Source organism: Pseudomonadota bacterium, from assembly GCA_016719885.1.
In the GTDB taxonomy this organism is placed as follows: Bacteria; Pseudomonadota; Gammaproteobacteria.
On record JADJYF010000020.1, the window covers coordinates 55,831 to 70,567 of the forward strand.

Sequence of the window (14,737 nt, forward strand, 5' to 3'; positions counted from 1 at the left end):
GTGGGTCCGACTTCAGTCGGATATTCGAGGCGCGACGGCAGTGTCAGACTGAAGTCTGACCCACATGTGGCGGCGTTACGCGAACAAGCGGTTCGCCTCCAGTGCGCCGCTCAGGTCGCGGTATAAGCCGCGCAACTGCTCCCGCGTCGGCGTCTGCCCGCCTACCGCCAGCAGGCGCCGCGCCAGCGGCGCGCGGCGCAACAGGGCAGCGACGTGTTCACCGCCCGGCCCTTCCAGCACACCGTTGCGCGTACACAGGGTGTGCCACGCCTCACCCATGGTGCAGGCCTGCGCGCCGAGACCAAGCGCGGCAAGTACCGAAGCATCCTCGATCACGACCTGTTCACCGTCCCTGAGGCTGCGCTCGAACAGGCTCGCCAGCGCCTCGGTCGACACCACCGCCTGCGCGTCGCGTGAACTGAAGCGCTCCTCGTACAGGGCCTTGACCAGCGCCACCACCGCGCGCGCCACGGCGAGGTCGGCACGTGGGCTTTCCTGCGCATCGAGTATGCGGATCTCGATGGCGCCGCGTTCGAAGCGCGCAATCGCGCCGCGTGAATTGAGCCATTCGCCGTCCAGCACCTTGTCGGTGTCGAGCGGCGCGATGGCGCGGAACATCGGCGCCAGGATGCGCTCATGGTATTCATCGATGCTGGCCACGCACTCCGGGACCACACGGCCGGTAATCTCCGGCACGCGCTTCTGGTTCAGCCGATAGGTTTCGAGGCGCGTGTCGAGCAGGCCGCTGGCCTTGCCGTCCACGTAGGGCGAGGCTGCCGCCAGCGCCGGCAACAGCGGCAGGGCGATGCGGATGGCATCGTGCAGGCGCACGAACTCGGCATCGTCGGCGAACGGCAGGTTGATGTGCATGCTCTGCAGGTTCGCCCAGCCATGACCGCGGCAATTGAAGATGCGGTCGTAGGCGGCGTAGATCTCGTTCTGCTCGTGGGGCCACAGGCGTTGCTCGGTCAAGGGGTCCATCCACGGATGCATGGGCCCCGGCAGGATGCGCGCGTCGTGCTTTGCCAGCAGGCGCTCGATGCGCGCCACTTCCGCGCTGAACAAATCGTCGAGGCCATCGAGACTGGCGGCCGGCCCGTTGGTCTTCAATTCGATGACGTGCAGCGACAATTCATTCGACCAGCCGATGGGCCCGTCGGCGAACTCGTTGACCTCGGCGCCCGCCACGTCGGCAAGCAGCCTGTCGGCGATCGCGCGCACGTCCAGCGTGTCGCGGTCGACGATGGCGTATTCAATCTCGATGCCGTAAGCGGCGAAGGCATGCAGGGGGGCGCGCTTGCTCATGCGATGTCGAACTCCAGGCGCTTGCGCGCGATGATGCGGCGGAGCATGAGCCCCATGATTTCGCGGTACAGGGCATCTTTCAGGATCTTGTCTTCGTTGCCGGCATCGACATTGGGATTGTCGTTGACTTCGATCACCACCGCGCGACGGCCGATGCGTTTCAAGTCGACGCCATAGAAGCCGTCGCCGATGAGATTGGCGGCGCGCACCGCGGCACGCACGATGTCGGCCGGCGCTTCGGCGACGGAGAGGGTATCGACCGCGCCCTCGGCGGCGGTCTTGCCACTGGCGTCGCGCTGGATCACCTGCCAATGGCTCTTGGCCATGTGGTAACGGCACACATAGAGCGGCCGACCGTCGAGCACGCCCACCCGCCAATCGAAATCGGTGGGGCAGAACTCCTGCGCGACGACCAGATCCGAGCCATCGAAGAATTTCGCCAGCGCGCGATGCAATTCCTCGGCATCGGCGACCTTGATGACGCCGGCCGAGAACGAACTGTCCGGCGCCTTCAGCACGCACGGGAAGCCGCACACCGCCTCGACCTCGTGGGCGTTGCCGCGATGCACGATCAGGGTCTTGGGAATGGCGACGTCGTAACGGTCCAGCAGTTCGGCAAGATAGACCTTGTTGGTGCAGCGGATGATGGAGCGCGGATCGTCGATGACCACCAGGCCCTCGGCCTCGGCGCGCGTCGCCATGCGGAAGGTGTGGTGGTTGACCGCCGTCGTTTCGCGGATGAACAAGGCATCGAATTCGGCCAGGCGCCCGACATCATCGCGCGTGATGAATTCACAGGCCATGCCGACCGCGTCGGCGGCGCGTTCGAATTTCTTCAGCGCGCGCGCATCGGAGGGCGGCGTCTTTTCATTCGGGTCGACGAGGATCGCGACGTCGAAGCGCGAGGCGGCGCGCTTGCGCCGCACCGGGTGGCTGCGCTGGAAATGCGTGGCGGCGGCCTGTGCCACGAAGGCGTGATGCTTTTCGGGAATGTCATTGGCGCCGACCAGCACCACCGAGCGTAATTCCCAACGCTTGCCGCTGCGCTCCAGGCGCGCGCGCAGCAGGGGCGCCGGGAACAGGTCGAACAAGGCCTTGGCCAGCGCGTCGTAGCGGCTGGCCATGTTCTGTCCGAAGTAGACAGACAGCTCGAAGCTCTTCGAGCGCAGCGGCTTCAGCATGCGCTGAATGCGCTCGTCGAGGTCCTCCGACAGCGCCCGCACCACGCTGCGCGAGCGCAGGCCCTGCAGGGTGCTGATGCTCGGCATCGGCCGATGGCCGCGCGCTTCGGCCAGCAAGGACACGTAGTAGCCGCCGGTCTGGTAGCGATAGGAGCGGCACAGGTTGAAGACCTTGGCGGCGCGCATGTCGCTGTAGCGGCGGTCCGTCAGGTAGTCACCCGACGAGATTACTTCGACGCCGGGAATGGTCAGCGGCCAGCGCTTGGGATTGTCGACGACCAGAAGAGCACTCATTTCTCACGCTCCAGGATGAGCAGGCTGGCGTCGTAGGTCATGACGCCGAGCAGGATGGCACCGATCACGCGATCGATGTGTACCCAGTACTTGTGGCCCGCGCCAACCGGGTTGGGTACGTAGGGATCGGCCACGGCGATGCTGCGGTCCTCGCGGTTGTAACCGGCCAGCACCACGAAGTGACCACAGGATTCGCCGTGCACGTCGTCCGGATCGTCGTGCGGCCCGGCGATGCGGGCCTGACGATAGAGGTAAGTGAGATTGAGACCGGCAATCACCGGCACGCCGCGACGGAACATGCCGCGCAGTTCACCACGAGTCAGGTCGGTAAAACGCAGACGTCCGCCACGTTCCAGGAATTCACAATAGCCTTCGACCGCGAATTTGAACTTGGCGCTGCGTTTGCGCGCCGCGCGCTCGCGCAGCTTGGCGGCGATGTCGGTGTCCGCATCCTCGAACCAGGTCGGGTCGAACAGGTTCAGATTGAAGGTGTAGATGGTGGCCTCGAAGCCACGCTTCAGGGCGTCGCAGGCGAGATGCACCTCGAGCGTGCCGCCCTCGTCCAGCGACGTGACCGAGCCGATGACCTTGGACAGGCTGACATCGAGGCCGTGGTAGCGATACAGCGCATGCAGACAGGTCGGACCGCAGGTGATGCCGTCGGGCTGCGGCTCGATGTCGACGGGCAGTTCGACGACGTCTTCAGGCATCGCGGCGACGCTGCGAAATCGGGTGACGAATGCTCAGACGCGGCCCCTCCAGGGTGACGGATTTTACCTTGCGACCCGGCGCTCGATACCCAGATCGAGCGCCTAGGACGGCCCGCGATTTTCGGGTTTAATGCCATGCAAGGGAAGAGCACGGCGTCAATCGCAAGCGTGCTCGCCATCGCATTATGTCGCGAGGAACCGCCACGATGAAATTCGGATTGATCTACGAACTGTCCACGCCGCGCCCCTTCACCGCGGCCACCCAGCGCGAGGTGTTCGAAAACGCACTCGAACAGATTCGCGTGGTCGATGAACTCGGCTTCGGCAGCGTGTGGTGTGTCGAGCATCACTTCCTCGAAGAATACAGCCACGCGAGCTGCCCGGACATGTTCCTGACCGCCGCCGCGCGCGAAACCAAGCACATTCGCCTCGGCTTCGGCATCGGCACCTGCGTGCCGTCCATGCATTCGCCGATCCGCTGGGCCGAAAAGGCCGCCTTCCTCGATCACCTGTCCAATGGCCGCGTCGAGTTCGGCACCGGCCGCTCCTCGACCTGGAACGAACTCGGCGGCTTCAATTCCATCATCGACGACACCAAGCGCACCTGGGACGAGTTCTGCCGCGTGATCCCGAAGATGTGGACCGAGGAACGCTTCTCCTACAACGGCACCTACTTCAGCATGCCGGAGCGCTGCGTGCTGCCCAAGCCGATGCAGGACCCGCACCCGCCGCTGTGGGTGGCGGTGACCGCGCCGGGCACCGAGTTCGATGCGGCCGAGCGCGGCATGGGCGCGCTGATCCTGTCGATTGCCGATGTCGAGCGCTGCGTGCCGCGCATCAAGGAATACCGCGAGCGCATCAAGCGCTGCCGGCCGGTCGGCGCCTTCGTCAACGACCAGGTCGCGATCGCCAACTGGCTCTACTGTCATCCGGACGACGATTACGCCAAGCGCAAGGGTGAGGAGCTGGTCGCGACCTTCGGCTACATGGCCGGTCAGACCATCGAGGTGTCGGAGGCCTACCCGGCCAACAACTACACCGCCATCGGCCTGTTGGGCTCACTGCGTCCCGACCCGAATGCGCCGGGCGACCAGAAGAAGCCGCCGGCCAGCGGCCTGTGCTTCGGCAACCCGCAAGCCCTGGTGGAAACCATCAAGCGCTGGGAGGCGGCCGGCGTCGACCACCTGGTGTTCATGATCCAGGCGCGCGAACACCTGCCGCAGAAGGACGTGCTCGATTCCCTGCGCCTGTTCGCCAAGGAAGTCATGCCGCACTTCAGCGGCGCGCGCGTCGGCGCGGCGGTGAACGCATGAACGCGCCGGTCCTGCTCTACGGCAACCGCGCGGCGGACAGCGTGCCGCTGGCGGCCATGGCGCTCGATGTCTCGCCGCAGGAAACCCTGGTCCTGCCCGATGTGCAGATCCTCTACGTGCTGCACGAGATGCCGATGCAGACGGCGCTGGCGCGCCTGCCGGTGGCGCTGCACCCGAGCATCCCGGCGGTGCTCGGCATCACCTTCATGCATGCCAAGGACAGCCCGTTCGGCGAGTTCACGCTGGCCTATGTCGGCATCGCCTGCCGTACCGGCATCAAGCCGCGGCATTTCATCACCGGCGCGTTCTGCGGCAATGCGGACGCCGCCAAGTACTTCGGCGGCCGCTACGGCTTCGACTGCAGGCACGCCGTGGTCAGCTACCACGAGACCTACGACCGCATTCGCGGCGAAGTGAGCGTCGATGGCCGCTCGATACTCGATGTCGCCATCGCCGAATGCATCCCGCTGGTCGGCGCCGGCGGCATGATCAAGTACTCGCCGCCCTTGACCGCGACGCGGGTGGGCGGCGAGCCGGCGCTGGTGCAATTCGAGGCGGGCTACGATTTCAAACGCTCGATACGCGGCCGCTCGCAGCTCGCGACGTTCGACGCCGCCGCCCTCGGCGACGCCGCGCTGACGCCGACCATGGGCATCGCCGGATCTCATGCGGTGGTCGATCTGCATCTCATGCCGGCGCGCTTCCAGGTCTGCCCCCGGGCGCGGCGCGAGAGCGGCATGACCCGGAGGCGCAGTTGGGACAAGTCGGCGCTGACCCGGCGGTCGGGGTCCCCCAGGTGGGACTATCTGTCAGGCTGAAGTCCCGCGAATTCAGTCGCACATTCATGTGTCGATGGTGCCAAGAGGGCGCCTCGGCGGGCCATTGAGTGTCAGACTGACCGCCCCACAGGTCGGGACATTCAGGTCGACGGGCGGTTTCGCTGAAGTCGACCCACGAGGTGATTTCAGTGTCAACCCTCGACCATCGCGCGCATGCTCAGAGGTCGGACATTCAGGGGCAACTGGCGGCGCGTCAGATGTGCGGTGCCACCATGGGTGTTCGCACGAGGGGGCCGTCCCGCGCTCGGCATCCCCGGTGATTACTCGCTCGGCTTGTTCAAGGCCATCGAGCAATCGCCGCTGGCACTGATCGGCACCTGTGACGAACAGGGCGCGGGCTTTGCCGCCGATGCCTACGCGCGTATCCGCGGGCTCGGCGCGGTGGCGGTCACCTATGGCGTCGGCGGCTTGAAGCTCGTCAACTCCACCGCCCAGGCCTACGCCGAGCGCTCACCGGTGGTCGTCATCAGCGGCGCGCCGGGCGTCGGTGAAGCGGCCAACGACGCCCTGCTCCACCATCGTGTGCGCGATTTCGGCACGCAGATGCGCGTGTTCCGCGAGGTGACGGTGGCGCAATGCCTGCTCGATGACCCGCAGACCGCGCAGCGTGAAGTGCGACGCGTGCTGGCGGCGGCGGCGCGCAACAAGCGGCCGGTATACATCGAGATCCCGCGCGACCGCGCCTTGGCGCCGATAGCCGACGAAGGACCGGAGTCCACCGCTCCCGCGACGCCGACCTGTGACGCCGCCACGCTGGCCGAAGCCTTGCACGAAGCGGTCGACATGCTCAATCGCGCCACGGCGCCGATCATCCTGGCGGGCGTCGAGCTGCATCGCTTCGGCCTGCAGGACAAGCTCATCCAGCTGGTCGGCAAATCCGGCATCCGCTTCGCCACCACCATCATGGGCAAGTCGGTGGTCAACGAAGAACTGCCGGGCTTCGTCGGCGTGTATGCCGGCAGCCTGTCCAACGAGATGGCGCGTGCGGCGGTGGAGTCCAGCGACTGCGTGCTCAATCTCGGCGCGATGCTGACCGATCTCGACACCGGCATCTTCACCGCCAACCTCGACCCGGCGAAGCTGATCGCGGCCGGCGCCGAATCGCTGAGCATCCGTCGTCATCATTTCCAGGGCATCGGCCTCGCGACCTTTCTCGACGGCCTGTGCCGCGCCAACCTGGTGGCGCGCGGCGCCCTGCCGCCAAGCTGTCATGCGCGCCTCGACAGCTTCGAGCCGGTCGGCGATGGCGCGGTCTCGATCGCGCGCCTGTTCGAATGCCTGGACGCCGAGCTGTCGGAGAACATCGCGGTGATTGCCGACCCCGGCGATGCCCTGTTCGGCGCCATCGATCTGACCATCCATTCGCGCAGCGAATTCGTGGCCTGCGCCTACTACGCGTCGCTGGGCTTCGCGGTGCCCGCCGCCGTGGCGCTGCAGCTCGCCGAGCCGCAATGGCGGCCGCTGGTGCTGGTCGGTGACGGCGCCTTCCAGATGACCGGCATGGAGTTGTCCACCGCCGCGCGTTACGGCCTGACGCCGATCGTGGTGGTGCTGGACAACAATGGCTACGGCACCGAGCGACCGATGCTGGATGGCTGCTTCAACGACGTGCAGCCGTGGGCGGTGAGCCGCATTCCGGACGTGATAGGCAGCGGCCGCGGCTACGAGGTCGACACCGAAGCGCAATTCGTGGCGGCCTTGAAGTCGGCCATCGCCGACACGCGCCAACTCGCCGTCATCCATGTACACATCGCGCAAGGCGATGTGTCACCGGCGCTGGAGCGGCTGACGCGGGAGCTCGGCAGGCGGGTCTCCTGACCATTGAAAATCCTGTGTGGGTCAGACTTCAGTCTGACACTCGATCTGCAATTCCGAAGTGTCAGACTGAAGTCTGACCCACAGTTCAAGAGAATGGCCGGCTGCAGCGCCGCCCCTCAATGCGCCCCGCCCGCATCCGCCGCGCCGGCGGCACTCGCCGCTTTCTGCGGGCGCGCATGCCACACCGTCAGCATCAAGCCCAGGAACAGCACCGCGCTGATGCGGAAGATGTCGGCGGCGGCGAGCATGAAGGCCTGCTGGTCGACCGCGTGGTTGATGATGGCGAGCGCCTCGGCCGGCGGCGGCAGGCTGCGCGTGATGGTGCCGGCGCCGGTGGCGAAGGCCTGGCTGGTGACACTGACCTGTTCCGACAGGTAGGCGTGATGCATGGACGCGCGGTTGTCCCACAGCGTGGTCGCGACCGAGGCGCCGAACGCGCCGGCGGTGATGCGCAGGAAATTCAGCACGCCGGACGCCGAGGCGGTTCTCTCGATGGGGACACCGGACAGGGCGAGGTTGAACAGCGGAATGAAGAACAGTCCGATGGCCGCGCCCTGGATGAAGGTCGGGATGAGGATGGTGACGAAATCGGCCTGGGTGTTGAACAGCGTGCGCATCCACAGCACCACGGAGAACGTCGAGAAACCGATGGTCGCCAGCAGGCGCGGGTCGATGCGGTTGATGTTCTTGCCCACCCACGGCGTGACCACGATCGCGAGCAGGCCGACCGGCGCCATGGCAAATCCGGCCAGCGTCGGCGTATAGCCCATGTGTTGCTGCAGCCACGCCGGCAGCAGCACCAGGTTGCCGAAGAACGCGCTGTAGCCGAGCGCCACGGTGATGGTCGCGACCGCGAAGTTGCGATTGGCGAACAGGCTCAAGTCCACCACCGGGTGCTCGTCGGTCAGCTCCCAGATCAGGAACGCGACGAAACCAACCGCCGCCACCATCGCCAGCGCGATGATCTGGCCGGACTCGAACCAGTCCAGTTCCTTGCCCTTGTCGAGCATGATCTGGAACGCGCCTATCCAGATCACGAGCAAGGCCAGGCCGACGAAATCCACCGGCAGGCGCCGCGTCGGCGATTCGCGATCGCGGTACAGCCACCACGCGATACCGGCGGCGGCCAGTCCCACCGGCACGTTGATGTAGAAAATCCACGCCCAGTGGAAATTGTCGGTGATGAGGCCGCCGAGCACCGGTCCTACCACCGGCCCGACCAGCGAGGTGATGGTCCAGATGGCCAGCGCGGTGCCGGACTTCTCGCGCGGATAGCTGCTGAGCATGAGCGTCTGCGACATCGGGATCATGGGCCCGGCCACCGCGCCCTGCAGCACGCGCATCAAGATGAGTTCGGTCATGTTGGTCGCCATGCCGCACATCCACGACGCGACGGTGAACAGCAGCACGCTGGCGGTGAACAGGCGCACCGCGCCGAAGCGCTGCGCGAGCCAGCCGGTCATGGGCAGGCCGATGCCGCTCGACACCGCGAACGAGGTGATGACCCAGGTGCCCTGGTTGGGCGCCACGCCCAGCGCGCCCGAGATCGCCGGAATCGAGACGTTGGCGATGGAGGTGTCGAGCACGTTCATGAAGGTCGCGGCGGACAGCGCGACACTGCCGAGCAGCAGCTTGACGCCGGTCAGCGGCGGCGGTGGCGCAGCGGGCGGCGGCGCGACGGGAGCCTCGGCGGTATCGCTGTCAGCCGTGCTCATGGCGACATTCAGGGCCGCGCGGCCACGCCATCGCCACGCAGCTTGCCGCTGTTGCGCGCGATGATGTCGGCGATGCGCAGGTCGGCGGCCTTGGTCATGTCTTCGAAGATGTGTGTGCGACTGCGCTCGGCATCGGACGCCGCCACCTCGCGCAATCGCGGACCGCCGGTATCGCGCACTTCGACCTGCACCTGCATCGACAGGCCGACGCGCAACGGATGCGCCTTGGTTTGCTCGCTGTCGAGTTCGATACGCACCGGCACACGCTGCACGATCTTGATCCAGTTGCCGGTGGCGTTCTGCGCCGGCAGCAAGGCGAACGCCGAACCGGTGCCGGCGCCGAAGCCGACCACCTGGCCGTGGTATTCGACCGTGTCGCCGTACATGTCGGCATGCATCGTCACCGGCTGACCGATGCGCATGTCGCCGAGCTGCACTTCCTTGAAATTGGCGTCGACCCACACGTGCTCGAGCGGCACCACCGACAAGAGGTTGCTGCCGGGCTGCACGCGCTGCCCGACCTGCACCGCGCGCTTGGCGATATCACCGTCGACCGGCGCCAGGATGCGCGTGCGCGCCCAGGCCAGGTAGGCTTCGCGCACGCGCGCCGCGGCGCGCTGCACCTCGGGATGTTCTTCCAGCGCCACGCCTTCGGTCATGGCCTGGTTGGCCGACAGCCGCTCTTCGGCCGCCGCGATCGCCGCCGAGGCGGCGTTGCGCACCGCTTCGGCGGTCGCCAGCGCGGCCTGCGCGTGCTTGAGTTCTTCCTTGCCCACCGCGCCGCTCTTGACCAGCGCCGCGCGGGTGTCCAGATCGCCCTGCGCCTTGTCGGCGTCGGTCAGGGCACGCTTCAATTCGGCGCGACGCACGGCGATGTCGGCCGCCAGCGTTTCGTTGGCGGCGTACACGGTGCGCACCTGGCGCAGGGTGCGCGCGAGTTCCGCCTCGGCCTGTTGCAGGGCAATCTCGGTATCGGCCGGGTCGAGTTCAACCAGCAGCTGGCCGGCCGTCACGCGATCGGTATCGCGCACCGTCACCGCCACCACCGTGCCCGTCACCTGCGGCGTGACTTCGACCACGTTGGCCGCCACGTAGGCGTCGTCGGTATGTTCGAAGAAGCGCGCCACCCACCAGTAGTACGCACCGCCGCCGGCGGCGGCGGCGAGGCACGACAACAGCAGCAACACCAGCAAGGGTTTGCGTTTGCCACGCGGAATGGGTGTGGAAGCAGGTGCGGCCATGGTTCGGGTTTCCGGATTAATTGCTGGCGGTGACCGTGGCGGCATCGAAGCCGCCGCCGAGGGCACGATTGAGCGCGACGTTGAGATCGAGCGCGCGGGCCTTGAGTTCGGTGGCGGCGCGACGCTGGCTCAAGACCTCGGTCTCGGTGGCAAGCACGGTGAGATAGCCGGTCAGGCCGGCCTTGTAGCGTTGCAGGGCGAGATCGTAGGCGCTCTCGGCCGACGCCTGCGCCGCGCGCTGCGCGGCCTGGCGATGTTCGAGCGCGCGCAAGGACGTGACCGCATGCACGACATCGCGCAGGGCATCGAGCAGGGTGCCGTTGTATTCGGCGATGGCGCGATCGACCTCCGCATCGGCGAACTTCAGCTTGGAGCGCAGCCTGTCGCCATCGAAGATCGGCAGGGACAGCGTCGGGTTCACGCCCAGCGTGCCGGAACCCGCTTCGAACAGCGACGACAGGCCCAGCGAGGCGATGCCGGCGAAAGCGGTCAGGTTGACGCTCGGGTAGAACTCGGCCTTCACCATCTCGGTGCCGCGCAGCGTGGCTTCGATTTCCCAACGCGCGGCGGTGATGTCGGCGCGGCGCGCCAGCAGGTCGGACGGGATCGACGCCGGCAAGGTCGGCGCCGCGACATCCTTCAGCGCCGGCGCGAGCCGCGCGGTCTTTTCGAGCGGCACCACCGCGAGTTCCGCCAGCCGGCTGCGCATCAATTCAATGTTCTCGTCGAGCAGCGCGAGCTGACCGTCGATGTCGGGCAAGGCGCCCTCGGCCTGACGCAGTTCGACGTTCGAATCGATGCCTTCTGCGACACGCGCCTGCACCAGCGTCAGGATCTTCTCGCGCTGACGCCGCGTGTCCGCCACCACCTGGCGCTCGGCCAGCTGGCGCGCCAGCACGAAATAGGCTTGCGCCACCGTGCTCGCCACCGACAGCCGCACCGCCTGTTGCGCGGCCGCGCTGGCCCGCGCGTTGGACGTCGCGGCGGCCAGCGCCGCCTGGTTGCGCCCGAAGAAATCGAGTTCGTAGGTGCCGTGGAATTCGATGGCATTGTCGGAACCGCCCTCGCCACCGAGGTTGCGATTCTGGCCGTGCTCCGGGTAACGCTGGTAGGTGCTGTCGACCGCGAACGTGACCTCGGGCAGCAGGCGGCCGTGGGTGAAGCCGATGGCCGCTTCCGCCATGGCGATGCGCGCGCGCGCCTTTTCCAGCGACGGGCTGGCGGCCAGCGCGTGCTCGATGAGCTCGTTCAGGGACGCATCGCGGTACACCGTCCACCAGTGTTCGTCGGGCCACGCGTGGAACGCGGTGTCGGTGGCGGCGGCGGACACGTCGAGCGGCTGGGCGCTGGGCGCGAGGCCCTTGGAGCTCACGCAGCCCGCGAGGCCCAGGCCCGCGAGCGCCAGCGCCAGCGCGATGCGAGCCAAGCGCGCGACCTTGCCGGGCGGCACGATCACGGCCGGTCCCCGCGCGTGCCGGCGCCGCTCGCGCCGTTGGCGATCATGCGTTGCAGAAAGCCCATCAGCATGGTGAGTTCGTCCGTCTTGAAATCCTTGAGATGGAGGTTGAGCACTTCGGCCAGTTGCTGCGGGATCTGGCTCGCGACCTTGAGGCCCTCGGCGGTCAGTTCCAGGCGCACCACGCGCCGGTCGCTGGCGCTGCGCGCGCGCGCCACCAGGCCCTTGGCCTCCAGGCGATCGAGCATGCGTGTCATGGCGCCGGTGTCGATGTCCATGCCGCGCGCCAACTCGGCGGCGGTATTGCCGCGCCCCTCGGCCATCAACAACAGCGGGCCCCACTGGCCGGCGGTGAGATCGAGCGGCTGCATGCGCTTTTCGAAATGGCGCTGCATGGACGCATACAGGCGGCGCAGCAGGTAGCCGTAGGAGTTGTCGGTGGCGTAGGTGCGCCCGTCGTAGAAAGTCGATGCGCTGTTCCTGCGCGACGCGCCGGCGGCGCGTGGGCGGACGGTACTCGGCGGGCGACTGCTCATGCCCGCATATTATTGCCTATGCAGTTATTGTCCAAGCATTGATTGCCGCGGCCGTGGTCGGCCGCGGACCGCGCCTCGCGATGGTGCGGGCCCTGGCGCGCAATCCCGGTTAGAATCGCAACGGGGTGGCCGTGGACATCGGCCTCTCCCACGCGTGCGCCACGAGTCGGTGACGCGGGTCCCACCATGAGGACAGCTGTCCAAAAGCACGAACACCGATGCATGTGTCGTAGAGAAGCGCTTCCAGCCGAAGGCCATGCGCGCGAACCGCGCGCCTTCCCGTTACTGCCTGAAGAAACCTCGGCAGCGAGTGGCTGCCAGCGCATCCCGACACCCGCCGATCGCGTCGAGCCGCGGCTCCGATCGCTACGCGTAGCCCGCGATTGGCATGCCGGTCGTTCGTAACCCCAACGGGCCTGGCGGCCCGATACCGGCGCGGCGAGTCGCCGCCCATGCCCCTCGGGAATGGAGTACTAGTGACTGATAAAACCCTGACTGACATCTGTTTCGACAGCTTCGAACTGCACCCCAACCTGCTCAAAGGTCTGGAAAGCGCGGGCTTCGTGCGCTGCACACCCATCCAAGCCATGAGCCTGCCGCTGACGCTGGCCGGCAAGGACGTCGCCGGCCAGGCGCAGACCGGCACCGGCAAGACCGCCGCCTTCCTGGTGGCGATGTACAACCGCCTGTTGATGAACCCCGGCAGCGCCGAGCGGCGCGCGCAGGACACGCGCGCCGTGATCATCGCCCCGACCCGCGAACTCGCCATCCAGATCGACAAGGACGCGCGCCAGATCGGCGCCCACACCGGTCTGCGCACCGCCCTCATCTACGGCGGCGTCGATTACGACAAGCAGCGCAAGGTGCTGGAGGACGGCGTCGATGTGATCATCGCCACGCCCGGCCGCCTCATCGACTTCGTCAAGCAGCGCGCCATCGAGCTCGGCTCGGTGGAAGTGATGATCATGGACGAGGCCGATCGCATGTTCGATCTCGGCTTCATCAAGGACATCCGCTTCCTGCTGCGCAAGATGCCGGGGCCGAGCGAGCGCCAGAACCTGTTGTTCTCGGCGACGCTCAGCCACCGCGTGCTGGAACTCGCCTACGAGCACATGAACGATCCCGAGAAGCTCGTGATCGAATCGGAATTCATCACCGCCGCGAGCGTGCGCCAGAAGGTCTACTTCCCGGCCACCGAGGAGAAGATGCCGCTGCTGCTCGGCCTGCTGGCGCAGATGGACGCCAACCGCACCATGGTGTTCGTCAACACCAAGTACGGCTGCGAGCGCGTGGCCCTGATGCTGGAACGGGCCGGCTACAAGGTCGGCGTGCTGTCGGGCGACGTGCCGCAGAAGAAGCGCGAGACCCTGCTCGCGCGTTTCGTGAAGGGCGAGCTGTCGCTGCTGGTGGCGACCGACGTCGCCGCGCGCGGCCTGCACATCCCGGGTGTCAGCCACGTCTTCAATTTCGACCTGCCGTTCGACGCCGAGGACTACGTGCACCGTATCGGGCGCACCGCGCGCCTCGGCGCCGAGGGCGACGCCATCAGCTTCGCCTGCGACGAGTACGCCATGGGCCTGCCGGACATCGAGGCCTACATCGAGCAGAAGATCCCGGTGGCGCAGGTCGACCCGGCGCTGCTGCTGCCCCTGCCGCCGCGTCGCGCGCCGCGCGCCGAAGGCGAGCCGGGCGAAGAGTCGGTGATCGAGGACGCGCTGGCCGCCGCCACCGCCGAACGCAAGCGTCGCCGCGAACGCGACGGTGGCGGGCGCGGCCGTGATGGTGGTGGCCGCAGCGGCGGTGGCGGTCGCGGTCGCAGCGGCTCGTCACGCGACGGTGGACCGCGCCGTGAAGGCGGGCCGCGTCGCGAGGAGCCGCGCGCCGCGGCACCGGCGCCGGCCGAGGCATTGGTCGCGGAAGCCGCGGCGGCGATCGGCGACGAGGGCGCGCAACGCAAGCGTCGTCGACGCCCGCGCAAGCCGCGCGCCGAGGGCGTGCCGACCACGGTCGAGGTCAGCGTCGCCACGCCGGCGAGCGCCGAGCCCAAGAGCAGTGGCGACACCCCCAAGCTGCGCACCCGCCTCAAGCAGAAAGTGAAGTCCTTCCTCGCCGTGTTCCGCGGCGGTCGCCACTAGGCGTGCCCGGGCGGCGGGCATCGCGCCCCGCCGCCCACCCCGATCCGAGGTTCGTGTTTCACCTTAAGTTTGGTGAAAAATGTCCGCCAAATCATTGACGTCGACGCACTTGCTCACCAGTATTAGTACTTGAGCAAGGCGCCCAGGCGGCGTCATCGAACAGCGACGCACGCAGACCTTTTCAAGCACATCAC

The 14,737-nt window shown here is 67.2% G+C and carries 11 protein-coding genes; 4 read left to right on the forward strand and 7 right to left on the reverse strand.

Features of this window, described 5'->3' with window-relative positions:
* Positions 1 to 75 precede the first annotated feature (75 nt).
* Genes IPM80_19555 through IPM80_19565 form a run of 3 tightly spaced genes read right to left on the reverse strand, consistent with a single transcriptional unit; the run spans position 76 to position 3,490 of the window.
* Positions 76 to 1,305: a glutamate--cysteine ligase gene (locus tag IPM80_19555; protein ID MBK8960547.1), complete on the reverse strand. Its 1,230-nt coding sequence runs from the start codon at positions 1,303 to 1,305 to the stop codon at positions 76 to 78.
* Positions 1,302 to 2,780, reverse strand: a complete 1,479-nt coding sequence (locus IPM80_19560; GenBank protein MBK8960548.1) for a RimK family protein — start codon at positions 2,778 to 2,780, stop codon at positions 1,302 to 1,304. Before IPM80_19560 ends, IPM80_19555 begins: the two co-directional genes overlap by 4 nt.
* Positions 2,777 to 3,490 (reverse strand): hypothetical protein, encoded by a 714-nt coding sequence (locus IPM80_19565; protein MBK8960549.1) that lies wholly within the window; start codon positions 3,488 to 3,490, stop codon positions 2,777 to 2,779. Before IPM80_19565 ends, IPM80_19560 begins: the two co-directional genes overlap by 4 nt.
* A 206-nt stretch (positions 3,491 to 3,696) precedes the next feature.
* On the opposite strand from IPM80_19565, the gene IPM80_19570 reads away from it, so the two are divergent.
* The 3 genes from IPM80_19570 to IPM80_19580 all read left to right on the forward strand — a co-directional run bounded on the left by IPM80_19570 (position 3,697) and on the right by IPM80_19580 (position 7,460).
* A complete protein-coding gene (locus IPM80_19570; protein ID MBK8960550.1) occupies positions 3,697 to 4,803 on the forward strand; it encodes an LLM class flavin-dependent oxidoreductase in 1,107 nt (368 codons plus the stop codon).
* Positions 4,800 to 5,621, forward strand: coding sequence for a hypothetical protein (locus IPM80_19575; GenBank protein ID MBK8960551.1), 822 nt, complete (start codon positions 4,800 to 4,802; stop codon positions 5,619 to 5,621). The genes IPM80_19570 and IPM80_19575 overlap by 4 nt, the downstream gene beginning before the upstream one ends.
* Positions 5,622 to 5,795: 174 nt before the next feature.
* Positions 5,796 to 7,460: an alpha-keto acid decarboxylase family protein gene (locus tag IPM80_19580; GenBank protein ID MBK8960552.1), complete on the forward strand. Its 1,665-nt coding sequence runs from the start codon at positions 5,796 to 5,798 to the stop codon at positions 7,458 to 7,460.
* A gap of 116 nt (positions 7,461 to 7,576) precedes the next feature.
* On the opposite strand, the gene IPM80_19585 is transcribed toward IPM80_19580, so the two are convergent.
* The 4 genes from IPM80_19585 to IPM80_19600 are packed head-to-tail and all read right to left on the reverse strand — an operon-like array spanning position 7,577 to position 12,408.
* Positions 7,577 to 9,175 (reverse strand): DHA2 family efflux MFS transporter permease subunit, encoded by a 1,599-nt coding sequence (locus IPM80_19585; GenBank protein MBK8960553.1) that lies wholly within the window; start codon positions 9,173 to 9,175, stop codon positions 7,577 to 7,579.
* 8 nt (positions 9,176 to 9,183) lie between these two features.
* Positions 9,184 to 10,416, reverse strand: a complete 1,233-nt coding sequence (locus IPM80_19590; GenBank protein ID MBK8960554.1) for an HlyD family efflux transporter periplasmic adaptor subunit — start codon at positions 10,414 to 10,416, stop codon at positions 9,184 to 9,186.
* Between the two features lie 16 nt (positions 10,417 to 10,432).
* Positions 10,433 to 11,872: an efflux transporter outer membrane subunit gene (locus IPM80_19595; protein MBK8960555.1), complete on the reverse strand. Its 1,440-nt coding sequence runs from the start codon at positions 11,870 to 11,872 to the stop codon at positions 10,433 to 10,435.
* Positions 11,869 to 12,408, reverse strand: a complete 540-nt coding sequence (locus IPM80_19600; protein MBK8960556.1) for a MarR family transcriptional regulator — start codon at positions 12,406 to 12,408, stop codon at positions 11,869 to 11,871. Before IPM80_19600 ends, IPM80_19595 begins: the two co-directional genes overlap by 4 nt.
* A 476-nt stretch (positions 12,409 to 12,884) precedes the next feature.
* Here IPM80_19600 and rhlB point away from each other — a divergent pair, with 476 nt between their 5' ends.
* Positions 12,885 to 14,543 (forward strand): ATP-dependent RNA helicase RhlB, encoded by a 1,659-nt coding sequence (gene rhlB, locus IPM80_19605; GenBank protein MBK8960557.1) that lies wholly within the window; start codon positions 12,885 to 12,887, stop codon positions 14,541 to 14,543.
* The last annotated feature ends 194 nt before the right edge of the window (positions 14,544 to 14,737 follow it).

Excerpts from the sequence above, each read along its gene's own strand:
- IPM80_19555 (MBK8960547.1), bottom strand. The coding sequence starts at position 1,305 with ATGAGCAAGCGCGCCCCCCTGCATGCCTTCGCCGCTTACGGCATCGAG.
- IPM80_19560 (MBK8960548.1), bottom strand. The coding sequence starts at position 2,780 with ATGAGTGCTCTTCTGGTCGTCGACAATCCCAAGCGCTGGCCGCTGACC.
- IPM80_19565 (MBK8960549.1), bottom strand. The coding sequence starts at position 3,490 with ATGCCTGAAGACGTCGTCGAACTGCCCGTCGACATCGAGCCGCAGCCC.
- IPM80_19570 (MBK8960550.1), top strand. The coding sequence starts at position 3,697 with ATGAAATTCGGATTGATCTACGAACTGTCCACGCCGCGCCCCTTCACC.
- IPM80_19575 (MBK8960551.1), top strand. The coding sequence starts at position 4,800 with ATGAACGCGCCGGTCCTGCTCTACGGCAACCGCGCGGCGGACAGCGTG.
- IPM80_19580 (MBK8960552.1), top strand. The coding sequence starts at position 5,796 with ATGCTCAGAGGTCGGACATTCAGGGGCAACTGGCGGCGCGTCAGATGT.
- IPM80_19585 (MBK8960553.1), bottom strand. The coding sequence starts at position 9,175 with ATGAGCACGGCTGACAGCGATACCGCCGAGGCTCCCGTCGCGCCGCCG.
- IPM80_19590 (MBK8960554.1), bottom strand. The coding sequence starts at position 10,416 with ATGGCCGCACCTGCTTCCACACCCATTCCGCGTGGCAAACGCAAACCC.
- IPM80_19600 (MBK8960556.1), bottom strand. The coding sequence starts at position 12,408 with ATGAGCAGTCGCCCGCCGAGTACCGTCCGCCCACGCGCCGCCGGCGCG.